Origin of the sequence: Gardnerella sp. DNF00497B (assembly GCF_049262725.1) — a bacterium.
Classification (GTDB): domain Bacteria; phylum Actinomycetota; class Actinomycetes; order Actinomycetales; family Bifidobacteriaceae; genus Bifidobacterium; species Bifidobacterium leopoldii.
Genome location: NZ_CP058400.1, coordinates 1276107 through 1296528, shown reverse-complemented (window position 1 = coordinate 1296528; position 20422 = coordinate 1276107). Strand labels below are relative to the sequence as shown.

Here is a 20422-nt window from a genome sequence, read left to right as displayed (position 1 = left end):
TTCACGGGATATTCGTGTGGTAGAGATTTGAGATTTTTCGCACTGAACGAAGGACGCTCGCGCGGTTAACGCGCTCGCTACTGAGCTTGCGCTGAAAGCACACTGTGCTTTCAACTTGAGCAAGCTCACGCTCCGAGTTGCTTTCGCGCGCGCAATGCTGCGCGAAAGCAACTCGTCGCGCCCTCGTTTGGAGCGCAACACTAAACGAATTGCAAAAATAGCTATGAAAGGTAGAAGGCAGTTGGAGATAAATGCAAGGTGCCGTCGGGCTCTACGTAGCCGCTTACGTTGATTGTGCCGGAAATAAAACGCGCCTCGCCGTTAAAGCTTGGGCTTGTGTTTGGCGGGGGAGTAAACTGCAGCACGCCAGAAACACTTAATCCTTGAACTGGTTTAGATGTAGTTTGCGTAACATTTTGCTCTGTTTTTGGAACTTCTTGAACAATAGTTATAGCGTCTTGCTGGTGCATATCTTGTTTATTTTCTATTGATAGTGCATCTTTTTCGCTATCTTCTAACGTTTCACGCTTTGTTTCACGCATTTGTTCAGGCTTCGTTTCACATGCTGCTTCTTGCGCTTGTTTGCGTGCTGATTCATTTACAGATTCAGTTAGATCACTAGCATTTTTACTATTTTGTGCAGAAAAATCAGGATTAATATCTTCGCCAACTGTGCGTTCAAGATGATATTCTGCATTGGAAATTTTGCCATCTAAAAGCATTTTCGCATCACTTGGCACATTCGTACCTTTTGCATATTCAGAAGCAAGAAGCGACTTCCAGCCTTCTAAAGGCAAGTATCCGTCCTTCAAACCATTTCGGCAATCTTCCGCATATTCGCGCGCTAGTGTATCAACTTTTTCGTTTCCTTCGTTTCCTGCGTGACCCTTAACCCACACGAATTTTACGGCGCCTTCGCGCTTAGTAATTTCCGCGTCGATTGCTCGAATCAGCTCGGCATTTTTAACAGGTTCATTTTTAGAGTTTTTCCAACCGTTCTTTTTCCATCCGTGAATCCACGTAGTTGCGCAGTTTATAGCGTATTGTGAATCACTTTCGATTGTGAGCGGCTCACTTCCAGGATGTGCTCGTAAAGCTTCCAAAACTGCGCATAATTCGCCAATTTGATTTGTGCCATTAGTTGCGCCTCCAGCATCTGCATTGCCTGTGTGATGGTGTTCGTTAGAGCTACCAGACTCGTCAATGTGATCTGCCCACGCCCAACCCATTGAACCGTTTGGGTTTCCGAGCGCGGAACCGTCTGTTGAAACAACAATCATGACAAAACCTTTCAAAAATGCGCCGGCTGCAGATTGCAACCAGCGCAATTAGTAGATTCTTTATTTACGCAAGATTATTACGTTACGCTAAAGCCTTGTCGACTACAGCAGTAGCTTCCTCAAGCACCTTGTCAAGTGCTTCTGGAGAAACGAAGGATTCTGCGTAAACCTTGTAAATATTCTCGGTACCAGATGGGCGAGCAGCGAACCAGTTGTTCTTAGTCGTCACCTTCAAGCCGCCAATCTTTGCGCCGTTTCCAGGAGCTTCCGTAAGCTTTGCGGTAATATCTTCGCCAGCAAGCTTAGTTGCTTCAACGTCGCTGCCGCTCAAAGCTGCGAACTTCTGCTTTTGCTCAAGAGTTGTCGGCGTATCGACGCGCTTATACCAGCTTTCGCCAAAGCGAGCAACCTGATCCTGGTGAAGCTGAGCTGGGTTCTTGCCAGTCTTTGCAGTAATTTCCGCAGCGAGTAAATCAGGAATCAAACCATCCTTATCGGTGGTCCACACGCGACCATCTTTGCGCAAGAAGCTCATGCCGGAGCTTTCCTCTCCGCCGAAAGCAACTTCGCCGCTAAAGAGTGGGTCAACGAACCACTTGAATCCAACTGGAACTTCCACAAGCTTTGCGTTAATAGAAGCAGCCACGCGGTCGATCAAGGAAGAAGACACAAGCGTCTTGCCGATAGCAGTATTCTTTGGCCAATCCGGACGAGCACCGCCGAACAAATACTCCACGCATACCGCAATGTAATGGTTCGGGTTCATAACGCCCCAGTTAGGGCACACAATACCGTGGCGGTCAGCATCTGGATCGGTGCCGCCAACCAAATCGTACTTATCCCAAGCGCCAGCGTTAAGCTGATCAACTAAGCCCTTCATTGCGTAAGGGGAGCTTGGATCCATACGAATCTTGCCATCGTGGTCAATAGTCATGAATCGCCAAGTTGGATCAACTTCTGGACGCACAACGCCGATGTTCAAACCGTACTTTTCGTTCATAAGTGGCCAGTAGTTTACGCTTGCGCCGCCGAGTGGGTCAATTCCCAAACGCACGCCGCTAGAGCGAATCACATCGAAATCGATTACATTAGCCAAATCGCTAACGTAGTGTTCGCGGTAATCGAAGCCTTCAACCAAATCAGACTTGATTGCTTCCTCGAAAGGTACGCGCTTTACGGACTTGTAATTGTCGAGCAATTCGTTTGCGCGAGCTGCAATTGCGTTAGTTACTTCCGCAGGTGCAGGGCCGCCTGTTACAGGATCGTACTTAAAACCACCGTCGGTTGGTGGGTTGTGTGAAGGAGTGACGACAATGCCGTCAGCCAAGCCGTCGCCGCTAAAACGCTGAGTGCCGTCGGCTGCGCGATTATGCGTCAAAATAGCTTGAGAAACAACAGGAGTTGGCACGAAGTCGCCGCGAGAATCCACGCGAACGTGAACTCCGTTAGCAACTAAAACCTCAATAGCGGTTTTTTGAGCAGGCTCAGAAAGAGCGTGCGTATCGCGACCAATATAAAGAGGACCAGTTACGCCAGCTTTCTTGCGATATTCAGCAATAGCTTGCGTAATTGCCACAATATGAGCTTCGTTAAACGAAGTTTTCAAAGCAGAACCACGGTGACCGGACGTGCCGAAAATCACGCGCTGTTCTGGAATGTTGGAATTTGGAACTTCATCATAGTAAGCGCCAACCAAAGCGTCGACGTCGACTAGATCTTCTGGGGTGGCGGGCATTCCCGCATTTTTTGCTACCATAATTTTTTATTTTGCCACAGCGCTTGTATTTTATTTATTTTCTGGCACTCTTACGCACAATGCTTGCTTGTCAACAGTGAAGCGCAAATGTTTCGTATATCCCAAAATGTCGCCGTCTACTTGCACTGGAGCAGATTTTTCTAATTGCACTTCTGCGCTAAAACCTTGCGTTTGGTCAATTCTCGAGCCTGCAGAAAGCGAATCCTGCTGGAGTGCGCGCCCTGTTAGCGTTTGGTGTATTACTCCTCGGAACAAATTAGCCCAACCAATTAAACCGCCAGAAGTGTCAATAATCTCAAAATCAAGCACACCATCGTCGTACGCTGCTTCTGGCATAAGCGAAAACATAGGAATTTGACCGCAATTTCCAGCCATAAGTGTGCGGAAAGTCAATCCTTTTAGCACACTTTCGTCGCCATTTGAACGCTGTAAGGTAACGGTTGCGCGATATTTTGGCATAAACAAATGCTTTACACCAGAGACAAAATAAGCAAGCCAACTAATATTCTTTTTTAAGTTTGGATCAGTGTCGTCAATCATTAACGCGTCAAAACCAATGCCTGCAATAATTAAGAATGCGTGTCCATGATCTTCTTCTGGATTGTCGAGAATCGTTACGCGCCCAACGTCAACCTGCCTAGAGCCGTGAGAAGTTGCAACACGCAGCGCAGCATCCACGTCGTTTACTGGAATTCCCATATTTCTAGCAAAAAGATTGCCAGTTCCAATAGGAATAATTCCCATCGCATGACCTTTACCGCTTACTGCGCTCGCAACAGTACGAACCGTGCCATCTCCGCCGACTGCTACTACTACATTAGCTCCATTTGAAAGTGCTTCTAAAGCGCATTCGCGTCCATCTTTATCTAACTGTGTATCAATAATTTCGTAGGTTAAATTGCGTTCTTTGCAATAATTTTTAATACTTTCGCGATACGATTCCGCTTGTGGTTTTGAAGGATTAAGTATGAATGCGTAATGCACTGAGTCGCCGTGTCGTTGAGCAAGTTTTTCTGCCAAATGATGACGTTTTAAAGCGCGCGAAACAATCATGATGACGAATGGTGCGAGTACAAGCGCGAATACAATCATCATAAGAGCAATAGTCGCTTGAATAGGCATAGTTGGCATACCTCCTATTCTTGCACATTATTTTTTCTACAATACTAAATTTTGCTGCATATTGCGAATATTTACGTTTTTTACACATTTGTATAGTATTTATTGTTTTTATAAATATCGTTTATTGCTTGTATTAGATGTTTATTAGTTACTCATTAGCTGTCGGCTAGTTGCTAGTTAATTGTGCATTTTGCTGCTTTTGCTTGTTCTTTGCTCGTTTTTTAACGTGTATTATTCGCATTAATTCTGTACTAAATATTTAGCTAGTTATTTAGCTAGTTATGTAACCAGTTATGCTCTCATGTTTCGCTAATACTAATTTCGTGCGTCGCTAGTGGTAAACTGTGCAAGCGTGTCTGTCGCATACAATTATTGAGCAGAGGTTTTGAATATGGCTGAATTACAGCAAAATTTTGAGGGAGATGAATCCTTCAATATTACATCTAGTAATATGCCTGATGATGCTAGTGACGATACTGTTGCTTTTATGCAGGTTCCTCAAAGTCATGTAGAAGATCAAATGGCTGATAATTCTGTTAATTATGAGGGAACTCTTGCTGATAATTTAGGCGAAGTCGCCGATGAAGAAGATACTTCTGGAGACATTGTTGACGATATCGTTGAAGATATTGCCGGTAATAAGAAGAATGTGTTTGGCAATAATGCTACATCTTATGGCATGTATGCAAATGCAACTCCTGCCGATTCAACTGCAACCGATTCATTTAGAGTAGTAGAGCCGAAAGCAAAGAAACATCGTGCGAACCGTTCCGCATTGGCGTTGATGTATTCGCTTCTTATTTTTGTTATTTTGTTAGCTGCAGCATTTTTTGCACTTCATTTGTATTTCAACAATCGAGTTGCTCCAGGTGTTGATTTTGGTGATGCTTCTATTACGCGCAATCTCACTGGCTATCAGGAAGATTCTGTAAGCAAGACTGTTCAGAATGCTGTGGATCATAGCGAATTAGTAATTAGTGACGATCAAGGCAATAGTGTTGATGCAGATTTGAGTCAACTTGGTGTCAAGATTGATAAGAACGCAACTGTAAAAGCTATTATGAATGCTAAGCGAGATAATTTATTTACTCGTATTATGCCTTGGGTTCATCAAACCGTGAGCTTGAAAGCTGTACGTGATGATTCTGCTTTGGATTCGTACTTATTGCATAAGTTTATTCGTGAGAAGGATCGCGCTGTACCTTATAGTGCAGTTTTCGACAAGGATTCTGAATCTTACAAGGTAGAGGATGGTATACCTGGTCGCACTATAGAAACTATGTCTGTTCGTGAAGCAGTAAAAAAGTTAATTGCTCACCCTGGTAAAACAGTAAAAGTTTCTGTTACATCTCGACGCACTGACGCTCCTATTAAGCTTGATGCAGCGCAGAAACTTGTAGATGATTTAAATAAACTTCTTGAGAAAAAAATCACGTTTAATAACGGTGACGGTAAAGATTTTACGGTTCCAAAAGAAGCGATTGCGTCTTGGATCAGTATAAAAGCAGATACGACTCGCCGTAAGCTTTCTTACACAATTGATGCAGATAAAGCAGATTATTATTTGTCTCAAGTTCTTCCAAAAGAGCTTAATCAGCAAAAGATTAATCAGGAAGATGCAGTCAATAAAGAAGGCAAGTTTATTTTCACAACACTTAAAGGTTCTAATGGTGTTGAAATTAGCTATTCCGATAGTATTGCGAAAAAGGCTGTAGAATCTTTGCGCGATGGCAATGATTTCAAGATGTCTGTTCCTTCAAAAATCACTAAGTTTACCGTTGAAAAGAAGCTTGTTGAAATGCGCATTGTTGTTGACAAAACAACCCAAACGGCTTCTGTTTATAGGAATGATGAACTTGTAAAAACATTCCCTGTTTGCACAGGTAAGCGCGGTGCCGATGATTCAGCTTCTGGTACATTCTTTATTTACTTGCGTTATGCTTCACAAGATATGCGCGGTAGGAATGGCGATGGCTCTCCTTACTTCTCTCCTGGAGTGCGTTGGGTTAGCTATTACCATGGTGGAGAAGGCTTCCACACCGCTTCTTGGAATTATAAGGGTATTGCAACTGGCGATGCTGCAAATCACGGCTCTCATGGTTGCATAAATATGTATGAGCAAGATGCTCGCTGGATTTTTGAAAATTGCCCACGTGGCACTATTGTGCAAATTGTTGGCACGACTCCGGATGGTCCGGTACGCGAATGAGCGAATCTGTGGGTAACTCACTTAACAAAGATGAACGCGCCGAAGGACTTTCGCTTTCTGCGCGTTCTAATCTTGAGTATGTGCAAAGCCCACAATCTACTCCGCAATTAGTGGCGTCTAGACGGATTAGCAGTGCGCCAATTCCTGTGCATGTTACGGCAACATTGTTTGACGCTCCTTCTAAAGCTGAGCGTATTGACAATAAGCCATTGCTTGTGCGTTTTGGTCGCAGGCTCGTTACATCTATTGTCGGCATGTGGATGCGTCTTGCTGGTCGTGTTGCTCGTCGTTTTGGCTGGTTTCCAAGTGTTGAGCCATATATTGGGTATGGAACGCATAGATATGCTCGCTTGATTTGCAGAACTGTGTATGCTCCAAAGCTTGGTCATCATTCTGCTCTAAAACGCGGAATTTATGCGATGCTTGTTGTTCCTGCTGTGCGTGTGCGCGTGGCTTTGTCTATTGATGGTATTCCTGTAGAAACAGCTCAAATTGGCGATTCTGAAATATACGATAAGCCTGAAGGTTCACGCGATGGTAGTGCAGAGTACTGTATTTCTGACCGTGCAGGGTATTTAGATTTAATTACCGAACGCGCTTTAGAGCCTGGTCGTCACGTTGTTTCGTATTCTGTTAGTGACCGTGAGCCTGTAAAAGCGAGTTTATTTGCTATTGATGCAAATGTTCCTGTTGGTGTTATTTCGGACGTTGACGACACTATTATGGTTACTCAAGCGCCTTCGCCAATTCGCGCTGCTTATAATTTGCTTATTATGAATCCTGCTCATCGTTCGCCAGTTGCTGGAATGTCTGAGTTTTTCCAGTCTTTAGAGCGTTTGCGTGACGATATTCCATTTTTCTATCTTTCTACTTCTCCGTGGAATGTTGAGGCTTCAATTCGTCACTTTATTGATCGCGAAAAGTTTCCTGAGGGTCCTCTTCTTCTTCGTGATTTGGATCCGCGTCCTAAAACTTTTATTCCAAACGGACCGCAGCATAAATTAGAATTTGCAACTCAACTTATGGATGATTTTCCTGGCATGCGTTTTGTGCTTATTGGCGATGATGGTCAAAAGGATCCTTTAACGTATGCGAATATTATTCGTAAGCATCCAGGTCGTGTGCTTGCAGTAGGTATTAGGCAATTGCGTAAGCGTGCTACTGTTGAGGATTTTCGTCGTAAATTATCTCGTGATTTTGCTGTTGCTTTAAGTGCATCTAAACGTGCGTATGTTTTTTCGGATGCTCTTGATACTACGTGTGAAGATGCGCAAGAAATTCCTACTATGGCGATCGAAAAATTAAATAATGCTAACGAGTTTTCTGGTGATATTGATGATTTTGATGATGCTCAAATGCGCATAATTGAAGCAGAAGGTGCTGCTGGTACTTTGCAAGGCGTGCCATTTTTTGCAGCTCCTCAAGGCAAAGATTTAGCTAAAGTAATGCTTCCGTTTATAGAGGAAGCGATTGCGAAATAGTATAAAATAATTGCAAAATAATTTTGTAATATTAAAGAATTGCAGAAAATATTTCGTTACTAATATATAAGAGCTGAAGAAAATACTTAATGAAAATTAAAAGAGGTGTAGCTATGAATAATCAAGATTTTGCAAAGCCAAAAGCGGCAGAACGCATACCGTCGGCACGTGAATTCCATGGCGACACTTATATAGACGAATATGCTTGGATGAAAGATCGCAATAATCCTAAGCTTATGGAATACGTCAATAGTCAAAATGCTTATACTGAACAGCGTGTAAAGCACTTAGCAAACTTGCGTTCTACATTATTTGACGAGTTGCGCTCAAGAGTTCAAGAAACAGACATGTCTGTTCCTGTGCGCATGAATAATTACTGGTATTATGTGCGCACTGAAAAAGGCAAACAATACGCTGTGCAATGCCGTATGAAAGTCGAAAATAGTGACGATTGGAATCCGCCAACTATCGACAATTCTGCAAAACCTGGCACAACTGATGGTGAAGAAATTTTATTTGATGCAAACCTTGAATCTGAGCACTCTGGTGGCAAGTTCTTTAGAGTCGGTGGAATGGATTTGAGTACCAACGGTTTGAGAATGCTGTACGGTGTCGACACTCAAGGTGATGAACGCTTTAACTATTTTATTCGTGACTTTTCTACAAAAACATGTTCTTGGTTGCAGTTGGAAGAATCGTGGGAAAATCTTGCTTCTGCTTCACTTTCTCCAGATGGAAAATGGATGTTTTATGTAAAGCTTGATGATGCTTGGCGTCCTTATCAAGTTTGGAGGCATAAGGTCGGCACTAAAGTTTCCAGCGATGTAAAAGTTTTTGAAGAAACTGACGAGCGATTTTTTGTTGACGTGTATGAAAGTTTTGACGAACGATACATGATGATCAGTAGTAGTTCAAAGACTACATCGCGTGTGCTCATGCTTCCTTTGAGCAATCCTGAGGGCGAATTCCGTATGGTTATTGAGCCGGTTGAGGGAGTGGAATACGATATTTCTTTCGCTTGCTTCGAGAATGCTGGCGAAAATGGTGAAGATATTCCAATTGCGATTGTGTGCCATAACGCTAAAAATCCTAATTTTGAAATTGACATTATTGATATGAGAGGAAATTCCGGAAAGTTTGATGAGCATGTAACGTATAAGCTTTCGGATGGAGTATGTGTTGCTTCGGGTTCTCCTTATGGTTGCGAGCAAGGAGATGCTTGGCAAAAAGGTGCCGGAAGTGAGCCTATTACAAAGCCTTATAATTCGCCTCAAAATCCTGAAATATTGCAAAATGCAGTTGGATTGAGCATAAGCGGATTGTCAATGTACAAAAATTATGTGGCATTAGCTTACCGTTCTCAAGGTTTGCCGCATTTGGCTGTAATGAGCAAGAAGCGCGCTGTTGAAGATTTTTTGCAAGCAAAACCGTGGCGTTTTTGCGAAGTGCGACCGCTTTCTTCCCAGCTTGCGAATCAATTTACGGATCAACCTACGGATCAATTTTCTTCTCAACTTACGGATCAACTTGCGGATCAAGCGCAAGTCGAATCACGTGCTGCGCTCGCAAATATTTCACAAGAAGAAATCAACAATAATCGCTTATTTAGTATTTCTATGACTGGAAATCCTTCGTACGAAGCTCCGCATATGCGTTACGCTTTTGGCAGTTACGCAACTCTAGGTCAACTTCGCGAGTTGGATCCTTTAACAGGCGAAGATGTGTTGCTCAAGCAAGGTAAAATTTTAGGCGAATTTAATGAGCACAATTATGCTGAAAAGCGCGTTTGGATTACTGCTCGAGATGGTGAGCGTGTGCCAGTATCGCTTGTGTGGCGTCCGGATAAAATTTCTCAAACTGACTCAATGTTTATTACTGGTTATGGAGCGTATGAAGTTAGTTCAGACCCTACTTTTTCTGTCGGTCGCTTGAGTTTGCTGGATCGCGGCGTGTTATATGCGCAAGTGCATGTGCGAGGCGGTGGCGAAATGGGTCGCGCGTGGTATGAGCAGGGTAGGCGCGTTAATAAAAAGCATACTTTTGAAGATTTTGTTGATGCCACGCGTGCTTTGCAAAATGCTGGTTTTGCTTCCGCTTGCCATACTGTTGCAAACGGTGGTTCAGCGGGAGGCTTGCTTATGGGTGCTATAGCAAATATGGCTCCGGAATGTTATGCAGGAATTGAAGCAGACGTGCCTTTTGTAGATGCCCTTACGTCTATGCTCGACTCTTCTTTGCCGCTTACTGTAACAGAGTGGGATGAGTGGGGCAATCCGCTCGATGATTCTGAAGCTTATGCTTATATGAAATCGTATACTCCTTACGAAAATGTGCCTTGCGCAAAAACGGAAGATGGTCGCAAGAAGTTAGCTGATTTTCCGAAAATCTTAATCACATCGTCTATTCACGACACGCGCGTACTTGTTACAGAACCTTTGAAATGGCTCGCTAAATTGCAAGCTTCTGGGGTTGATGCAATTGCTCGTATTGAAACTGACGGTGGTCACGGTGGCACTTCTGGCAGGTACAGGCAATGGCAGGAGTTAGCTTATGAAAACGCATGGTGCTTGCATGTTATGGGAGTAAATAGTTAGTCGGAAGCGGCAGAAACTTTACTGCGTTGTAAAGTAAATGTCGTTTGTGTGCTAAAAGGCGGCAGAAACTTTACTGCGTTGTAAAAAAACGGTCGTTTGCATGCTAAAAAGCGGCAGAAACTTTACAGCGGCGTAAAGTAAATGTCGTTTCCTCGTCTTTCGTGATATCATAGGTCAGGTGATGTGCGTTTTTCGCTTACGTTTTTCGTTTGCGTTTGCGCTCATCCGCATACAGGTAGTTCAATGGAGATATCTACTTATTGCTTAATGAAGGGGTAGAGCAGCAATGGCAACACTCAGCGTTGACAGTGATGAATTTTCACTGCAACATACCGCATTGTTTAAGCAAGTTCCAGCTGATCAAGTAAAAGAATTGATGCAGTATTTGCAAGAATCGACATTTAAAAAAGGTTCGGCAATTTTTAATGAAGGCGATACTGACCATCGAATGTACTTGCTTGAGCGTGGAAGAGTAAAATTAGTTCGTCATTCAAACGACAATCGTGTGCAATTGTTAAGTATTCACACTCCTGGCGAAATTCTAGGCGAAATTCCCGTTTTTGATCCTAGCGGCGGTCCTCGTACAGCTTCAGCAATATCTATTACCAACAATACTAGAGTTTTATGGCTAGAAAATGACGTGTTATTCCATTGGCTAAACAATCACCCTAGCGTTGCAGTAGATATGCTTCAAGTGCTTGCAGCGCGCATGAGAGCAAATAATGAGCGAATTTCCGACTTAGTTTTTATGGATGTTCCTGCTCGTTTAGCGAAGACTTTGCTGAATTTAGCTTCAAGATTTGGCGAGCCTATGAGCGATGGCTTGCTTGTGCCGCATGATTTAACGCAAGAAGAGCTTGCGCAACTTGTTGGCTCTTCACGCGAAACAGTTAACAAAGCACTTATGGATTTTGCAAACAGAGGCTGGATTATGCGCCAAGGCAGGTCAATTATTATTTATAAGCCTGGCATGCTTATTCGTCGAGCTGAGCGTTAAAGTGCGAATGTTTATGATGCCAGTTTTCAAGTAGAGGCAAACCTTTAGAATAGTACGCATGCCGAAAAAGAATTCACTGACTGTTCGCCGTGTGCTAGCACTGTTCCTTACCTACATCACTTTGTGTGTTGCAGGAGGTGTTGCAGCAAGTATTATGTTTGTTCCTGGCGTAATGAGCGTGAATAGCATAGTGAAAACAGTAGTACCTTCACTTCGCGTTGACGGCATCGATTTTGATGTAACTGCTTTGCCGCAAAAATCGCGACTTTACGCTTCTGATGGCAAAACTATTATTGCAACTTTTTATGCTCAAAACCGCACTGTAGTGCCGCTCCGACGCATATCGCAATATATGCAGCGAGCAATGGTTGCTCGTGAAGACCGTCGATTCTTTGAGCATTCCGGCGTAGATATGCAAGGTGTTATTCGCGCATTCGTGCAAACATTCGTTAAAAAGGGAGATATGCAAGGTGGCTCTTCCTTAACTCAGCAATATGTAAAAAATGTGCTTATGATTAAAGCTCGCGAAAATAACGATCCTTTAGCTGAGTATCACGCTTCTGAAGGCACTATTGCTCGTAAATTGCGCGAAATGCTTATTGCAATTCAAATGGAGAAAAAATACTCTAAACTTGAGATTTTGCAGGGATATTTAAATATTGCGCAGTTCGGTAGCAATAATATTTACGGCGTAGAAACTGCAGCTCATCGCTACTTCAATACGAGCGCTGCAAAACTTAATCTTGTGCAATCGGCAACTATTGCTGCAATTACAAAGAATCCTTCGCGTTACGATCCTTCTATTGAAGCAAATCAGCCTGAAGCGCAAAAGCAGCGCAATATTGTACTTGATTTAATGCTTCGTCAAGGTTTTATTACTAAGAGCGAGCATGATTCCGCTGTTGCTATTCCTCTTAAAAGCACTCTTAACATACAGAGGGAAGTTTCTAAGATTGGATGCCAAGCTGCAGGTGATGCAGCATTCTTCTGCGATTATGTAACGAAGAAAATTTTGCATTCTCGCGAGTTTGGTAAAACTGCTGCCATGCGCGAAAAGTTGCTTACTGAGGGTGGTCTTGATATCTACACAACTATGGATTTGCGCGCCAGCAAGGCTGCTATGAAAGCTGCTAGAGATACGATTCCTGTAAACGATAAGAGCGGTTTTGAAGTTTCAATTGCGGCAATTAAGCCTGGAACTGGTGAAGTTTTGGCATTTGGCAGCAATCGTATTTATGATGCTACGGATGCTGCAAAATCAGATCCTACGCATACGGCTTTGAACTATGCTGTAGATGAGCGCGATGGTGGCGGTCTTGGTTGGCAGATTGGTTCTACGTGGAAGCCAATTAATATGGTTGCATGGATGCTTGCTGGAAAGTCGATTAATCAGCCTCTTCGCACTTCTATGCTTTACAACAATGCTGATTTTAATTGCAGCAAATTCCGCGGAGTTGGTAGTTGGTCAGTTCAAAACTCTGGTGGTGGCACAACTAATCCGGAAACTCCTTTGCAAGGTCTTGTGCGCTCGCATAACACCACTCAGGCTTCTATGGCTCAGCAAATTAAGCTGTGCTCAATCGCGGATGCTGCTCGCATACTTGGTTACCATAATTCGCCTCTTGGTCAGGAAAGTGTGTATTCTTCTAACTCGCTTAATCCGCCTATGACGATTGGTTCTGTGCAAGCTTCGCCTTTAACTGTGGCGAATGTGTATGCAACTATTGGCGCTGATGGCGTGGCATGCGATCCTATTGCTATTAAGCGAGTTGTTGACAAAAACGGTAAGCGTTTGAAAGTTCCTAGTGCGCATTGCCATCAAGCAATTCCAAAGGGAATTGCTCAAACTGCTGCTTATGCGCTGAATCAGGGTGTTGTGCAACCTGGCGGCGAGGCTTCAACTACCCAACTTGATGGTGGTCGCAAGACTTTCGCAAAAACTGGTACTAACGAACAGTACTACATGACTACAGCTGGTTTTGTGCCGTATCAAGTTGCTTCGTTTGTGGCAGTTGGTAACGCCGAATCACAAAAAAGCTTTAATGGCATGACTATTAACGGTCGTACAATGGCAGCTTGGTATGGTATGTATATTGCAACGCCAGCGTGGAAACAGTTTATGAATGACTATTTGAAAGCTGCTAACATTCCTGTTGACAACGATTATGGCAAGCCTGATCCAAAGTACACTGCCGGTGGAACTCTGCCTGGCATGCCTAAAAATACTGTTAAAACTGATCAGCAGAAGCGAGATGAAGACGCTAGAAAGCAGGCAGCACAAGAACAGCAGGAAGAAGCTAAGAAACAAAAGAACACGCAAGATCAGTACGGCACTGCTCGTCGCGACGACTATAGTAATTCAGAAACTGATAATTACTAAATGGTATTTGTTAACTCGTAATTGCTAGTTAACTTACTAAATACTAAGTTGTTTTGTGCTGTTCCTTACAAATAGACCCTTACTTATGCTACTTGATTGTGAGCAAAGTAAGGGTCATTTTTAGCGCAAATACGCACTGTACTAGTTCAAATCCGCACCAACTGCGTCTGTAACATGCTCAAAGCCGTCGCGTTTCAAAAGATCCGCAAGTCCGCGTTTCAGCGTTGTGATTTGCTGCGGTCCTCTGTACATAAGTGACGTAATAAACATAACCAAATCAGCGCCTGAGCGAATCTTCTCATATGCTTGCTTTGGCGTAAATACTCCGCCAATGCCTGCAATAGCAAAACGTTTACCAAAAGCTTTGCGCGTGCGTCGAATAAGCTCGTTGCTTGCGCTATAGGTAGGACCTCCAGAAAGTGCTCCTTGCCAATCTTCCGGAACATCAAGTCCTGCGCGATTCTTTTGCAAGTTCGCAATACTTACTCCGTCAACTTTATGTTCGGCAAGTACGTCAAGCAAAGATTTGAACTGTTCCCAACCACCGTGCAAATTAAGCGGCATCTTAACTAACGTTGGCTGAGGTCGCTTAATAGTGTCAAGATCGGTGAATAATTTGTCAAGTGCTTCCGGCTGACTAAATGGTTCACCCACACGCGTGTTCGGGCATGAAATATTTACTTCAATTATTGAGCTTTTTCCGGCTGCACGTTCCATAGAAATATGGTAGTCTTCAATTCCTTCTTCCAAGTCGCCAACTAAGTCGTCGTTTGTGCGCGCAATAGAAATAGACATATTCATAGACTTTGCATGCGTCCAGGCTTTCTCGGCTCGTGCAACAACGGCTTCGCTGCCATCGTTTGCTAGTCCTGCGTGTACAAGAATAGAGTCATATTCTGGAAGGCGATGATACCAAGGTTTTTGATTTCCTTCGCATGGTCGGCTTGTGGTAGAGCCAACTGTTTCAAAACCAAAGCCGGCGTTGTCTAGTACGGTCGCCATTTGGCAGTTTTTATCCAGTCCTGCACTTAAGCCAAACGGATTTGCAAAATCCACACCCATAACGTTAGTTTCTAGCACTGGGTCTGTGTAGTTAAGCATTTCGCGAAGAAGCCACATTAATCCAGGAGTGCGTTCGCTAAATTTGCAAAAATTAATCATGCGATCATGCGCTTCGTCTGGAGGAATGTTAAAAACAAAATGCGGTTTAATAATGTGTTTGTATGAGAATGTAAAAAGGTCGGTCGTTGCTTTATTGACGACATTGTGCAATGAGTGTTCAGAAACGTAATACATATTTATATAGTAGGGCATTATTGTTATATGCGCTATTACTTAGTGTATTTTGTGCGTTTTTTCTTGCCGTAGTTTGTGCGTTTTCTTCCTTAGTACGCGTTCGTTTTTGTGCGATTTTTCATAAAACTTGCTTTGCTTGACAACAAAATGTGCGTTCTTTTCGTTTTAATGCCCTGAAACGCTCAATTACGTTTGTTTTTTGCGTTTACGTGTGCGATAATGTTCGTATGATTTCTTCACAGCGTCAACATTTGATTTTAAGCCGTCTCCGTACGCGCGGTGCTGTTCGCATTACTGCGCTTTCTAAAGAACTGAACGTTTCTGCTATGACGGTTCGCAGGGATATCGCAGAGCTTTCGGATCGTGGGCTTTTAAAGCGCGTTCACGGTGGCGCAGTAACGACTAATACTCTGCTTTCGGAGCCGCTGTTTTCTGTAAAGTCGCAAATGGATATTGGTTTGAAGGATGCAATTGCGCGTTTGGCTGTGGATTATGTGTCTCCTGGAGATGTGATTGCTATTGGCGGCGGTACCACTGCTTATGTGTTTGCGCAACATTTGCTCGAGTCGCGCAGGGCTTCTGGTATTACGATTTTGACCAATTCGATTCCTGTTGCGGAGCTTGTGCAAGCTTTAGAGTCGAAGGATGTCGAGGTTATTGTTACCGGTGGCGTGATTACGCGTTCCAATTCGCTGGTTGGGCCTATTGCAGATAAAGTTGTTGCTTCTCTTCGTGTGAATACCGTTTTTCTTGGCACGCATTCTGTGTCTCTTCCTCGCGGATTCCTTATGCCAAATTCTTTGGAAGCTGCTACTGATATGGCGTTAATGGATATTGCGGATCGCACGATTATTTTGACGGATCATACTAAATGGAGTTGTACGTCGCTTTCGCTATTTGCTCGTTTTGATCAGGTTGATACTGTTATTACCGACGATGGTTTGGATGCTGATTCTCAGCTTCGTACGCGTGAGCTTGTGAAGGATTTGGTTTTGGCACCTGTTATTGATGAGCGAGATGTTCTTGATGCGTCTAATGCTGACGATTTAGTGAGTTCTGGAGATTCTGACGATTTGCTTGATTAGTATTTTTGCGAATATTTTTGCAAAGTTTAATTTTGCGCGCTGATGATTTTAATGCCCGAGTGAGTTGTTTACTCGGGCATTTTTGGTTTTTCTGTTTGGTTTTGCTTCAAGTGTGTCGATGTTTAAACAAATTTCGCCGATGGTTAAATATTGCGTTTTTCTTTGTTTTATAAGGCTGTTAAAGAAATCGCAAAACTCAAACCTTAAAGAAAGCTGAAAAAACGTTAAAAAAATCCAGTATATGGCGTGTCGCGTAATTTTTATTAAAAAATACAGAAAAATGTCGTAAATATTTCTGCTTTTTAATGAATATAACGAATATTTACTAAGATTTTTGTATTTTTGGCGCTTAGAAATCTGAATTTTAGTGTTGAGTTTTCTGAGAGCTTGCGGTAAGTTTTAACTCAGTTACCGGTTGAATCCCTAGTTCACTGGTACGAGCGGGAAACCGCAAATGGCAAATTTTTCTTCGCATACCCTAGTGCGAAGGAGAAGAAGAAAGGAAAATATTATGTTGAATAAGAAGGCTATCGCCGCATTCGCTGCCGGCGCCACCCTCCTCTCTGGTTTCGCTTTTGCTGCACCAGCAATGGCTAATGTTAACGTTCCAGATTGCCCAGTAAATAGGGAAGAATGGAATCTTAAGAGCGAGAATGAGTCTATCGCTGCTTTAGCTAAGAAGGCTTGGGATGATGCAAAGGCTGATGTCCCAGCTGTTCCACAAGAGCCACAAGAGCCATCTAAGGCTGAAGTTAAGGCTTTGTATGTGGCTGATGGCAATGATGGCAAGCTTAAGATGGTGACTCCTCTTCCTAATGACACCAAGCCAGAAGATGCTGCAGCTGCTCAGGCATATGTAAATCAGAAGAACCTGTATGTTGCCAACAAAGCCAACTACGATGCTAAGCTCGCTGCTGCTAATGATGCTCATGCCCAGTATCTCAAGGCTTTGGACAACGTTAATAACTGCTCTAACCCAGATCCAACTGAGGATCAGGTTAAGAGGGCTCTTATTAACAAGGTTCGTCTTGCTAAGATGAACTTGGACAACAAGGATGATGAACTTGCTGTTGCTAAGAATAAGTTCAATGATGCTTATAAGGCTTTGGTTGCTGCTATTGCTGAGTACAATGCTCGCATGGATGCATTCAGTGCTGCTAATGGAAAGCTCAACGCATTCTTGGCTTCTGGCGTGAATGATTCTGCTACCCTTACTCGTTTGCGTGATGCTGCAGATCGTGCTGAGGCTCACCTTAAGCGTGCAACTCTTGCTCTTGCCAAGGCTAAGGCTGCTTATGATGATGCTCTGGCAAAGGATTTGGCTGCTGTAGCTGCTTATAATAAGGCTTTGCAGACTTACAAGGATGTTTACAATGAGGCTGTTGCTGCTGGTGTGAACCCAGCTTTGTTGCCACCAGTTGTGACTTCTGATCCTTTGGATCCAAAGGTTCCAGCTGTTCCTGGTTTGAAGCATGCTTATGCTTCTGCTATGAGCGGTAAGTTTGGTAAGGAAGCTAAGGCTGCTGAGGCTGCTGCTAAGCAGGGTAAGGATACCAAGGCTTCTGCTCAGCAGAACAACAATGCTAACGGTGCTGCCGCTGGTGCAAACGGTGCCGCTGCTGCTGGTTTAGCTAAGACTGGTGCTGCTGTAGCTATGGCTGCTGTTGCTGCTTCTGTGCTTGCTGGCATGGGTGCTGCTCTTCGCAAGATCCGTCACTAAGCTGAAATCTGATTCAGTGATGAATCATTTGGGCTTTAGCTTACTGGTTGATCGTTGAGTCGATTTTACTGTGAATTACTTAGTCTAGTGTGCTAAAAGGTGCGCTAGACTAAGTTTTTTTTTATAGCAATTTTGAGATCTGTACGCTTGTATTTACCGCGTTCGTTCTCATCCATTAGTTGCATTAAGTTGCTATTCTTACCTTTCTGAATATAATTCAAACTATAAAATCGGTTTATTGTATACTAATAAAGGTTATGATGTCAATTCAAAAGAATAATAAAAAATATGATGAATCTAAAGGTATTCTATATAAACTAATAGATTGTTCAATTGTATTACTTGGCGTGATATTATCTGTTGGATTAGCGCTGTTTGCTACTTTTGTTATGCATAGAACTAATTCTTGGATTTCGATAGTAACTTGTTCTGTCGGTGCACTATTTGCTATTGCTAGATGGTTATGTGATAGAAAAGCAATCGAAGCAAGTTGTGGAACAGATTGCAAGTATGATGATGAAGAAACAGCGTATAAACTGATTAAATCTACAATTGAAGGTTGCTTACTAGTATTTACCTTTGTCTGTGTATTATGTGGATTAGATAGAATATAGAATGTTTATTCCGCATTAATTGGAAAATGTCGGTAAAAGTACTTTAGCATTTTGGGCTTATAACCCGAAATTCGATTTCTTAGATGTGTTTTCCGTGGTTCTGCGACCTTTCCTTTACTCCCGTGTAAAGTTTTTGCCGTTTTTTCGCGCCTAGCCGACCGTTTCTTTACGCCGCTGTAAAGTTTCTGCCGTTTTTTCGCGCCTAGCCGACCGTTTCTTTACGCCGCTGTAAAGTTTCTGCCGTTTTATCGCGCGCATCCGACCTTTCCTTTACACTCGCGTAAAGTTTCTGCCGCTACCTGCCAATTCCGCACCTTCTTTCCGTACCTTTTATCCACAATGCAAGAAATTTATTTACGCATGAATAATGCTTTAATAACCTTGCATTATGAATAATTTTTATATAAACGATTTATTTTCGAATAGCGAACAAAATAAGTGTTGCTTCGCCCCGAAAACTAATGCTGAAAGAAAAGCAGTTCAAAGGTCATCGCAACGTGGAGAAGCTGTGCGCGTGTACAAAAATCTTTACATGCGTAAAGAATATTGGAATAGTCTTTACGAAGCTGAAAAAATACGTCATATTGCGTTATCTATTATTGAATCGCACCCCGATTGTAAATTAACAGCTTCGACTGCCTCGGCACTTCTTGGGTATCAAGTTTCGAAAGATTATGACAGCGAAAAAAATTGCTATGATAATGCTTTTCTTAGCAAAAAGAAAAATTGTGTGGACGCAAGAGATACTAAAATTTATATTCGAAGCAACAAGCGAAAATCAAACAAGTATAACAATCAACTAAAAGTTATTCCTTCCGTAGGTTACGAACAGAATGGTATGAGCGATGATGTCCGCATTTTAACGCGTGAGAATAACAGTACTGGACAATTAATAAAGCTTCCGCATGCAAGCGATTGCGTGACTGAAGAAATAAAAAGTCACTTGGTAGATAAAAGCACTATGTTGTTTGACGTTGCTAATAATTACTCATTTAGATTTGCTTTGCCTATTTTCGATTCAGCAGCGCGAGATAATGTGAATTTAAACAGAGTGATCGAAATTTGCAAAAGCCGATACTGCGATTGCAAGAATAACTTGAGTGGCGTCGATTGTAATAGTGAGATTGCAAATAATAAAACGTGTGCGAATAGCAGTTTACACAAAAACCAACGTCATTATACAAGGGATTACGCTTATTTGGATGACTTGCGAAACTATGCAAAAACGAATGGTGGGACTAATTTTTCATTGTCTTTTAAGCAAATTTTTGAGTGTGAACAAAAAAAGTTGGCTAAATTATGTAAGCTTTGCTTCTTTGCAAATAGTCTTAGCGAGAATGCTGGTGAATCCTTAGCTCGGGGAACAATGATTAATTTGGGATTTATGATACCAGAATTACAGCGTGAGTTTGAGATTCCACATATAAATTTGAAGTATCGTTGCGATTTTTTGTGGAGTCTGAATAATGGGGAGTTGATTGTTGGGGAGTTTGACGGGTATTCGAAATACTACATTGATACAGATGATGCGCAATATAAGAATGTGAATCTTAATTCTTCAGAAGACAATAAAAATTTATTCGAATCGCGAAACCAGAGTGTTATTCATAAGAATATCGACAAACAAGCGGAACGTGAGGTATTGCTTATGAAGGAATGTGGCGTAAATAAAATCGTGCGCTTTAATTACTCGGATATCCTTGATCCTAGGAAGCTTGAGAAGAAACTTGCAGCTGTTGGAGTGCCTAGAATTATTGGGAAATAGCCGATGCGTGCGTGTGCTGCGGAACTTTGCGCTTGATTCCGACCAAAACTTTACTCCTGTGCAAAGTTTTTGCCGTTTTTTAGCACGAAAACGACCTTTTCTTGACAACGCTGTAAAGTTTCT

13 protein-coding genes are annotated in these 20422 nt (G+C 42.7%); 9 read left to right on the top strand and 4 right to left on the bottom strand.

What is annotated here, in order from left to right; genetic code table 11:
* Positions 1 to 221 precede the first annotated feature (221 nt).
* The 3 genes from HXT26_RS04950 to HXT26_RS04940 are packed head-to-tail and all read right to left on the bottom strand — an operon-like array spanning position 222 to position 4167.
* Positions 222 to 1328: a ribonuclease H family protein gene (locus tag HXT26_RS04950; protein ID WP_421791747.1), complete on the bottom strand. Its 1107-nt coding sequence runs from the start codon at positions 1326 to 1328 to the stop codon at positions 222 to 224.
* Positions 1329 to 1362: 34 nt separating this feature from the next.
* Positions 1363 to 3036: a phosphoglucomutase (alpha-D-glucose-1,6-bisphosphate-dependent) gene (gene pgm / locus HXT26_RS04945; RefSeq protein ID WP_101885886.1), complete on the bottom strand. Its 1674-nt coding sequence runs from the start codon at positions 3034 to 3036 to the stop codon at positions 1363 to 1365.
* Between the two features lie 30 nt (positions 3037 to 3066).
* Positions 3067 to 4167, bottom strand: coding sequence for a diacylglycerol/lipid kinase family protein (locus tag HXT26_RS04940; protein ID WP_004105433.1), 1101 nt, complete (start codon positions 4165 to 4167; stop codon positions 3067 to 3069).
* A gap of 382 nt (positions 4168 to 4549) precedes the next feature.
* Here HXT26_RS04940 and HXT26_RS04935 point away from each other — a divergent pair, with 382 nt between their 5' ends.
* The 5 genes from HXT26_RS04935 (at position 4550) to HXT26_RS04915 (ending at position 13819) form a co-directional block, all read left to right on the top strand.
* A complete protein-coding gene (locus tag HXT26_RS04935; RefSeq protein ID WP_004105432.1) occupies positions 4550 to 6367 on the top strand; it encodes a L,D-transpeptidase in 1818 nt (605 codons plus the stop codon).
* Positions 6364 to 7848 (top strand): App1 family protein, encoded by a 1485-nt coding sequence (locus HXT26_RS04930; RefSeq protein ID WP_004105429.1) that lies wholly within the window; start codon positions 6364 to 6366, stop codon positions 7846 to 7848. The genes HXT26_RS04935 and HXT26_RS04930 overlap by 4 nt, the downstream gene beginning before the upstream one ends.
* Before the next feature lie 89 nt (positions 7849 to 7937).
* Complete coding sequence (locus HXT26_RS04925) at positions 7938 to 10442, top strand: prolyl oligopeptidase family serine peptidase (RefSeq protein ID WP_174164230.1); 2505 nt, start codon at positions 7938 to 7940, stop codon at positions 10440 to 10442.
* A 286-nt stretch (positions 10443 to 10728) separates the two neighbouring features.
* Positions 10729 to 11439 carry a Crp/Fnr family transcriptional regulator gene (locus HXT26_RS04920; RefSeq protein ID WP_004105425.1) on the top strand — a complete coding sequence of 237 codons (711 nt, stop codon included), beginning with the start codon at positions 10729 to 10731 and terminating at the stop codon, positions 11437 to 11439.
* A gap of 58 nt (positions 11440 to 11497) precedes the next feature.
* Positions 11498 to 13819, top strand: coding sequence for a transglycosylase domain-containing protein (locus tag HXT26_RS04915; RefSeq protein ID WP_004574072.1), 2322 nt, complete (start codon positions 11498 to 11500; stop codon positions 13817 to 13819).
* A 141-nt stretch (positions 13820 to 13960) separates the two neighbouring features.
* Here the strand turns inward: HXT26_RS04915 and HXT26_RS04910 are convergent, their stop codons facing one another.
* On the bottom strand, positions 13961 to 15115 hold the full coding sequence (locus tag HXT26_RS04910; RefSeq protein WP_004105417.1) for a quinone-dependent dihydroorotate dehydrogenase: 1155 nt from the start codon (positions 15113 to 15115) through the stop codon (positions 13961 to 13963).
* Positions 15116 to 15342: 227 nt separating this feature from the next.
* Here HXT26_RS04910 and HXT26_RS04905 point away from each other — a divergent pair, with 227 nt between their 5' ends.
* From HXT26_RS04905 to HXT26_RS04890, 4 genes are all read left to right on the top strand, one after another.
* Complete coding sequence (locus HXT26_RS04905; protein ID WP_004105415.1) at positions 15343 to 16200, top strand: DeoR/GlpR family DNA-binding transcription regulator; 858 nt, start codon at positions 15343 to 15345, stop codon at positions 16198 to 16200.
* A gap of 511 nt (positions 16201 to 16711) precedes the next feature.
* Positions 16712 to 17920, top strand: a complete 1209-nt coding sequence (locus HXT26_RS04900; protein WP_422111961.1) for a hypothetical protein — start codon at positions 16712 to 16714, stop codon at positions 17918 to 17920.
* 257 nt (positions 17921 to 18177) lie between these two features.
* Entirely contained in the window at positions 18178 to 18534 is a 357-nt protein-coding gene (locus tag HXT26_RS04895; RefSeq protein ID WP_410299489.1) for a hypothetical protein, read from the top strand.
* 532 nt (positions 18535 to 19066) lie between these two features.
* Positions 19067 to 20299: an AMP-dependent synthetase gene (locus HXT26_RS04890; RefSeq protein ID WP_422111960.1), complete on the top strand. Its 1233-nt coding sequence runs from the start codon at positions 19067 to 19069 to the stop codon at positions 20297 to 20299.
* Positions 20300 to 20422: the final 123 nt, after the last annotated feature.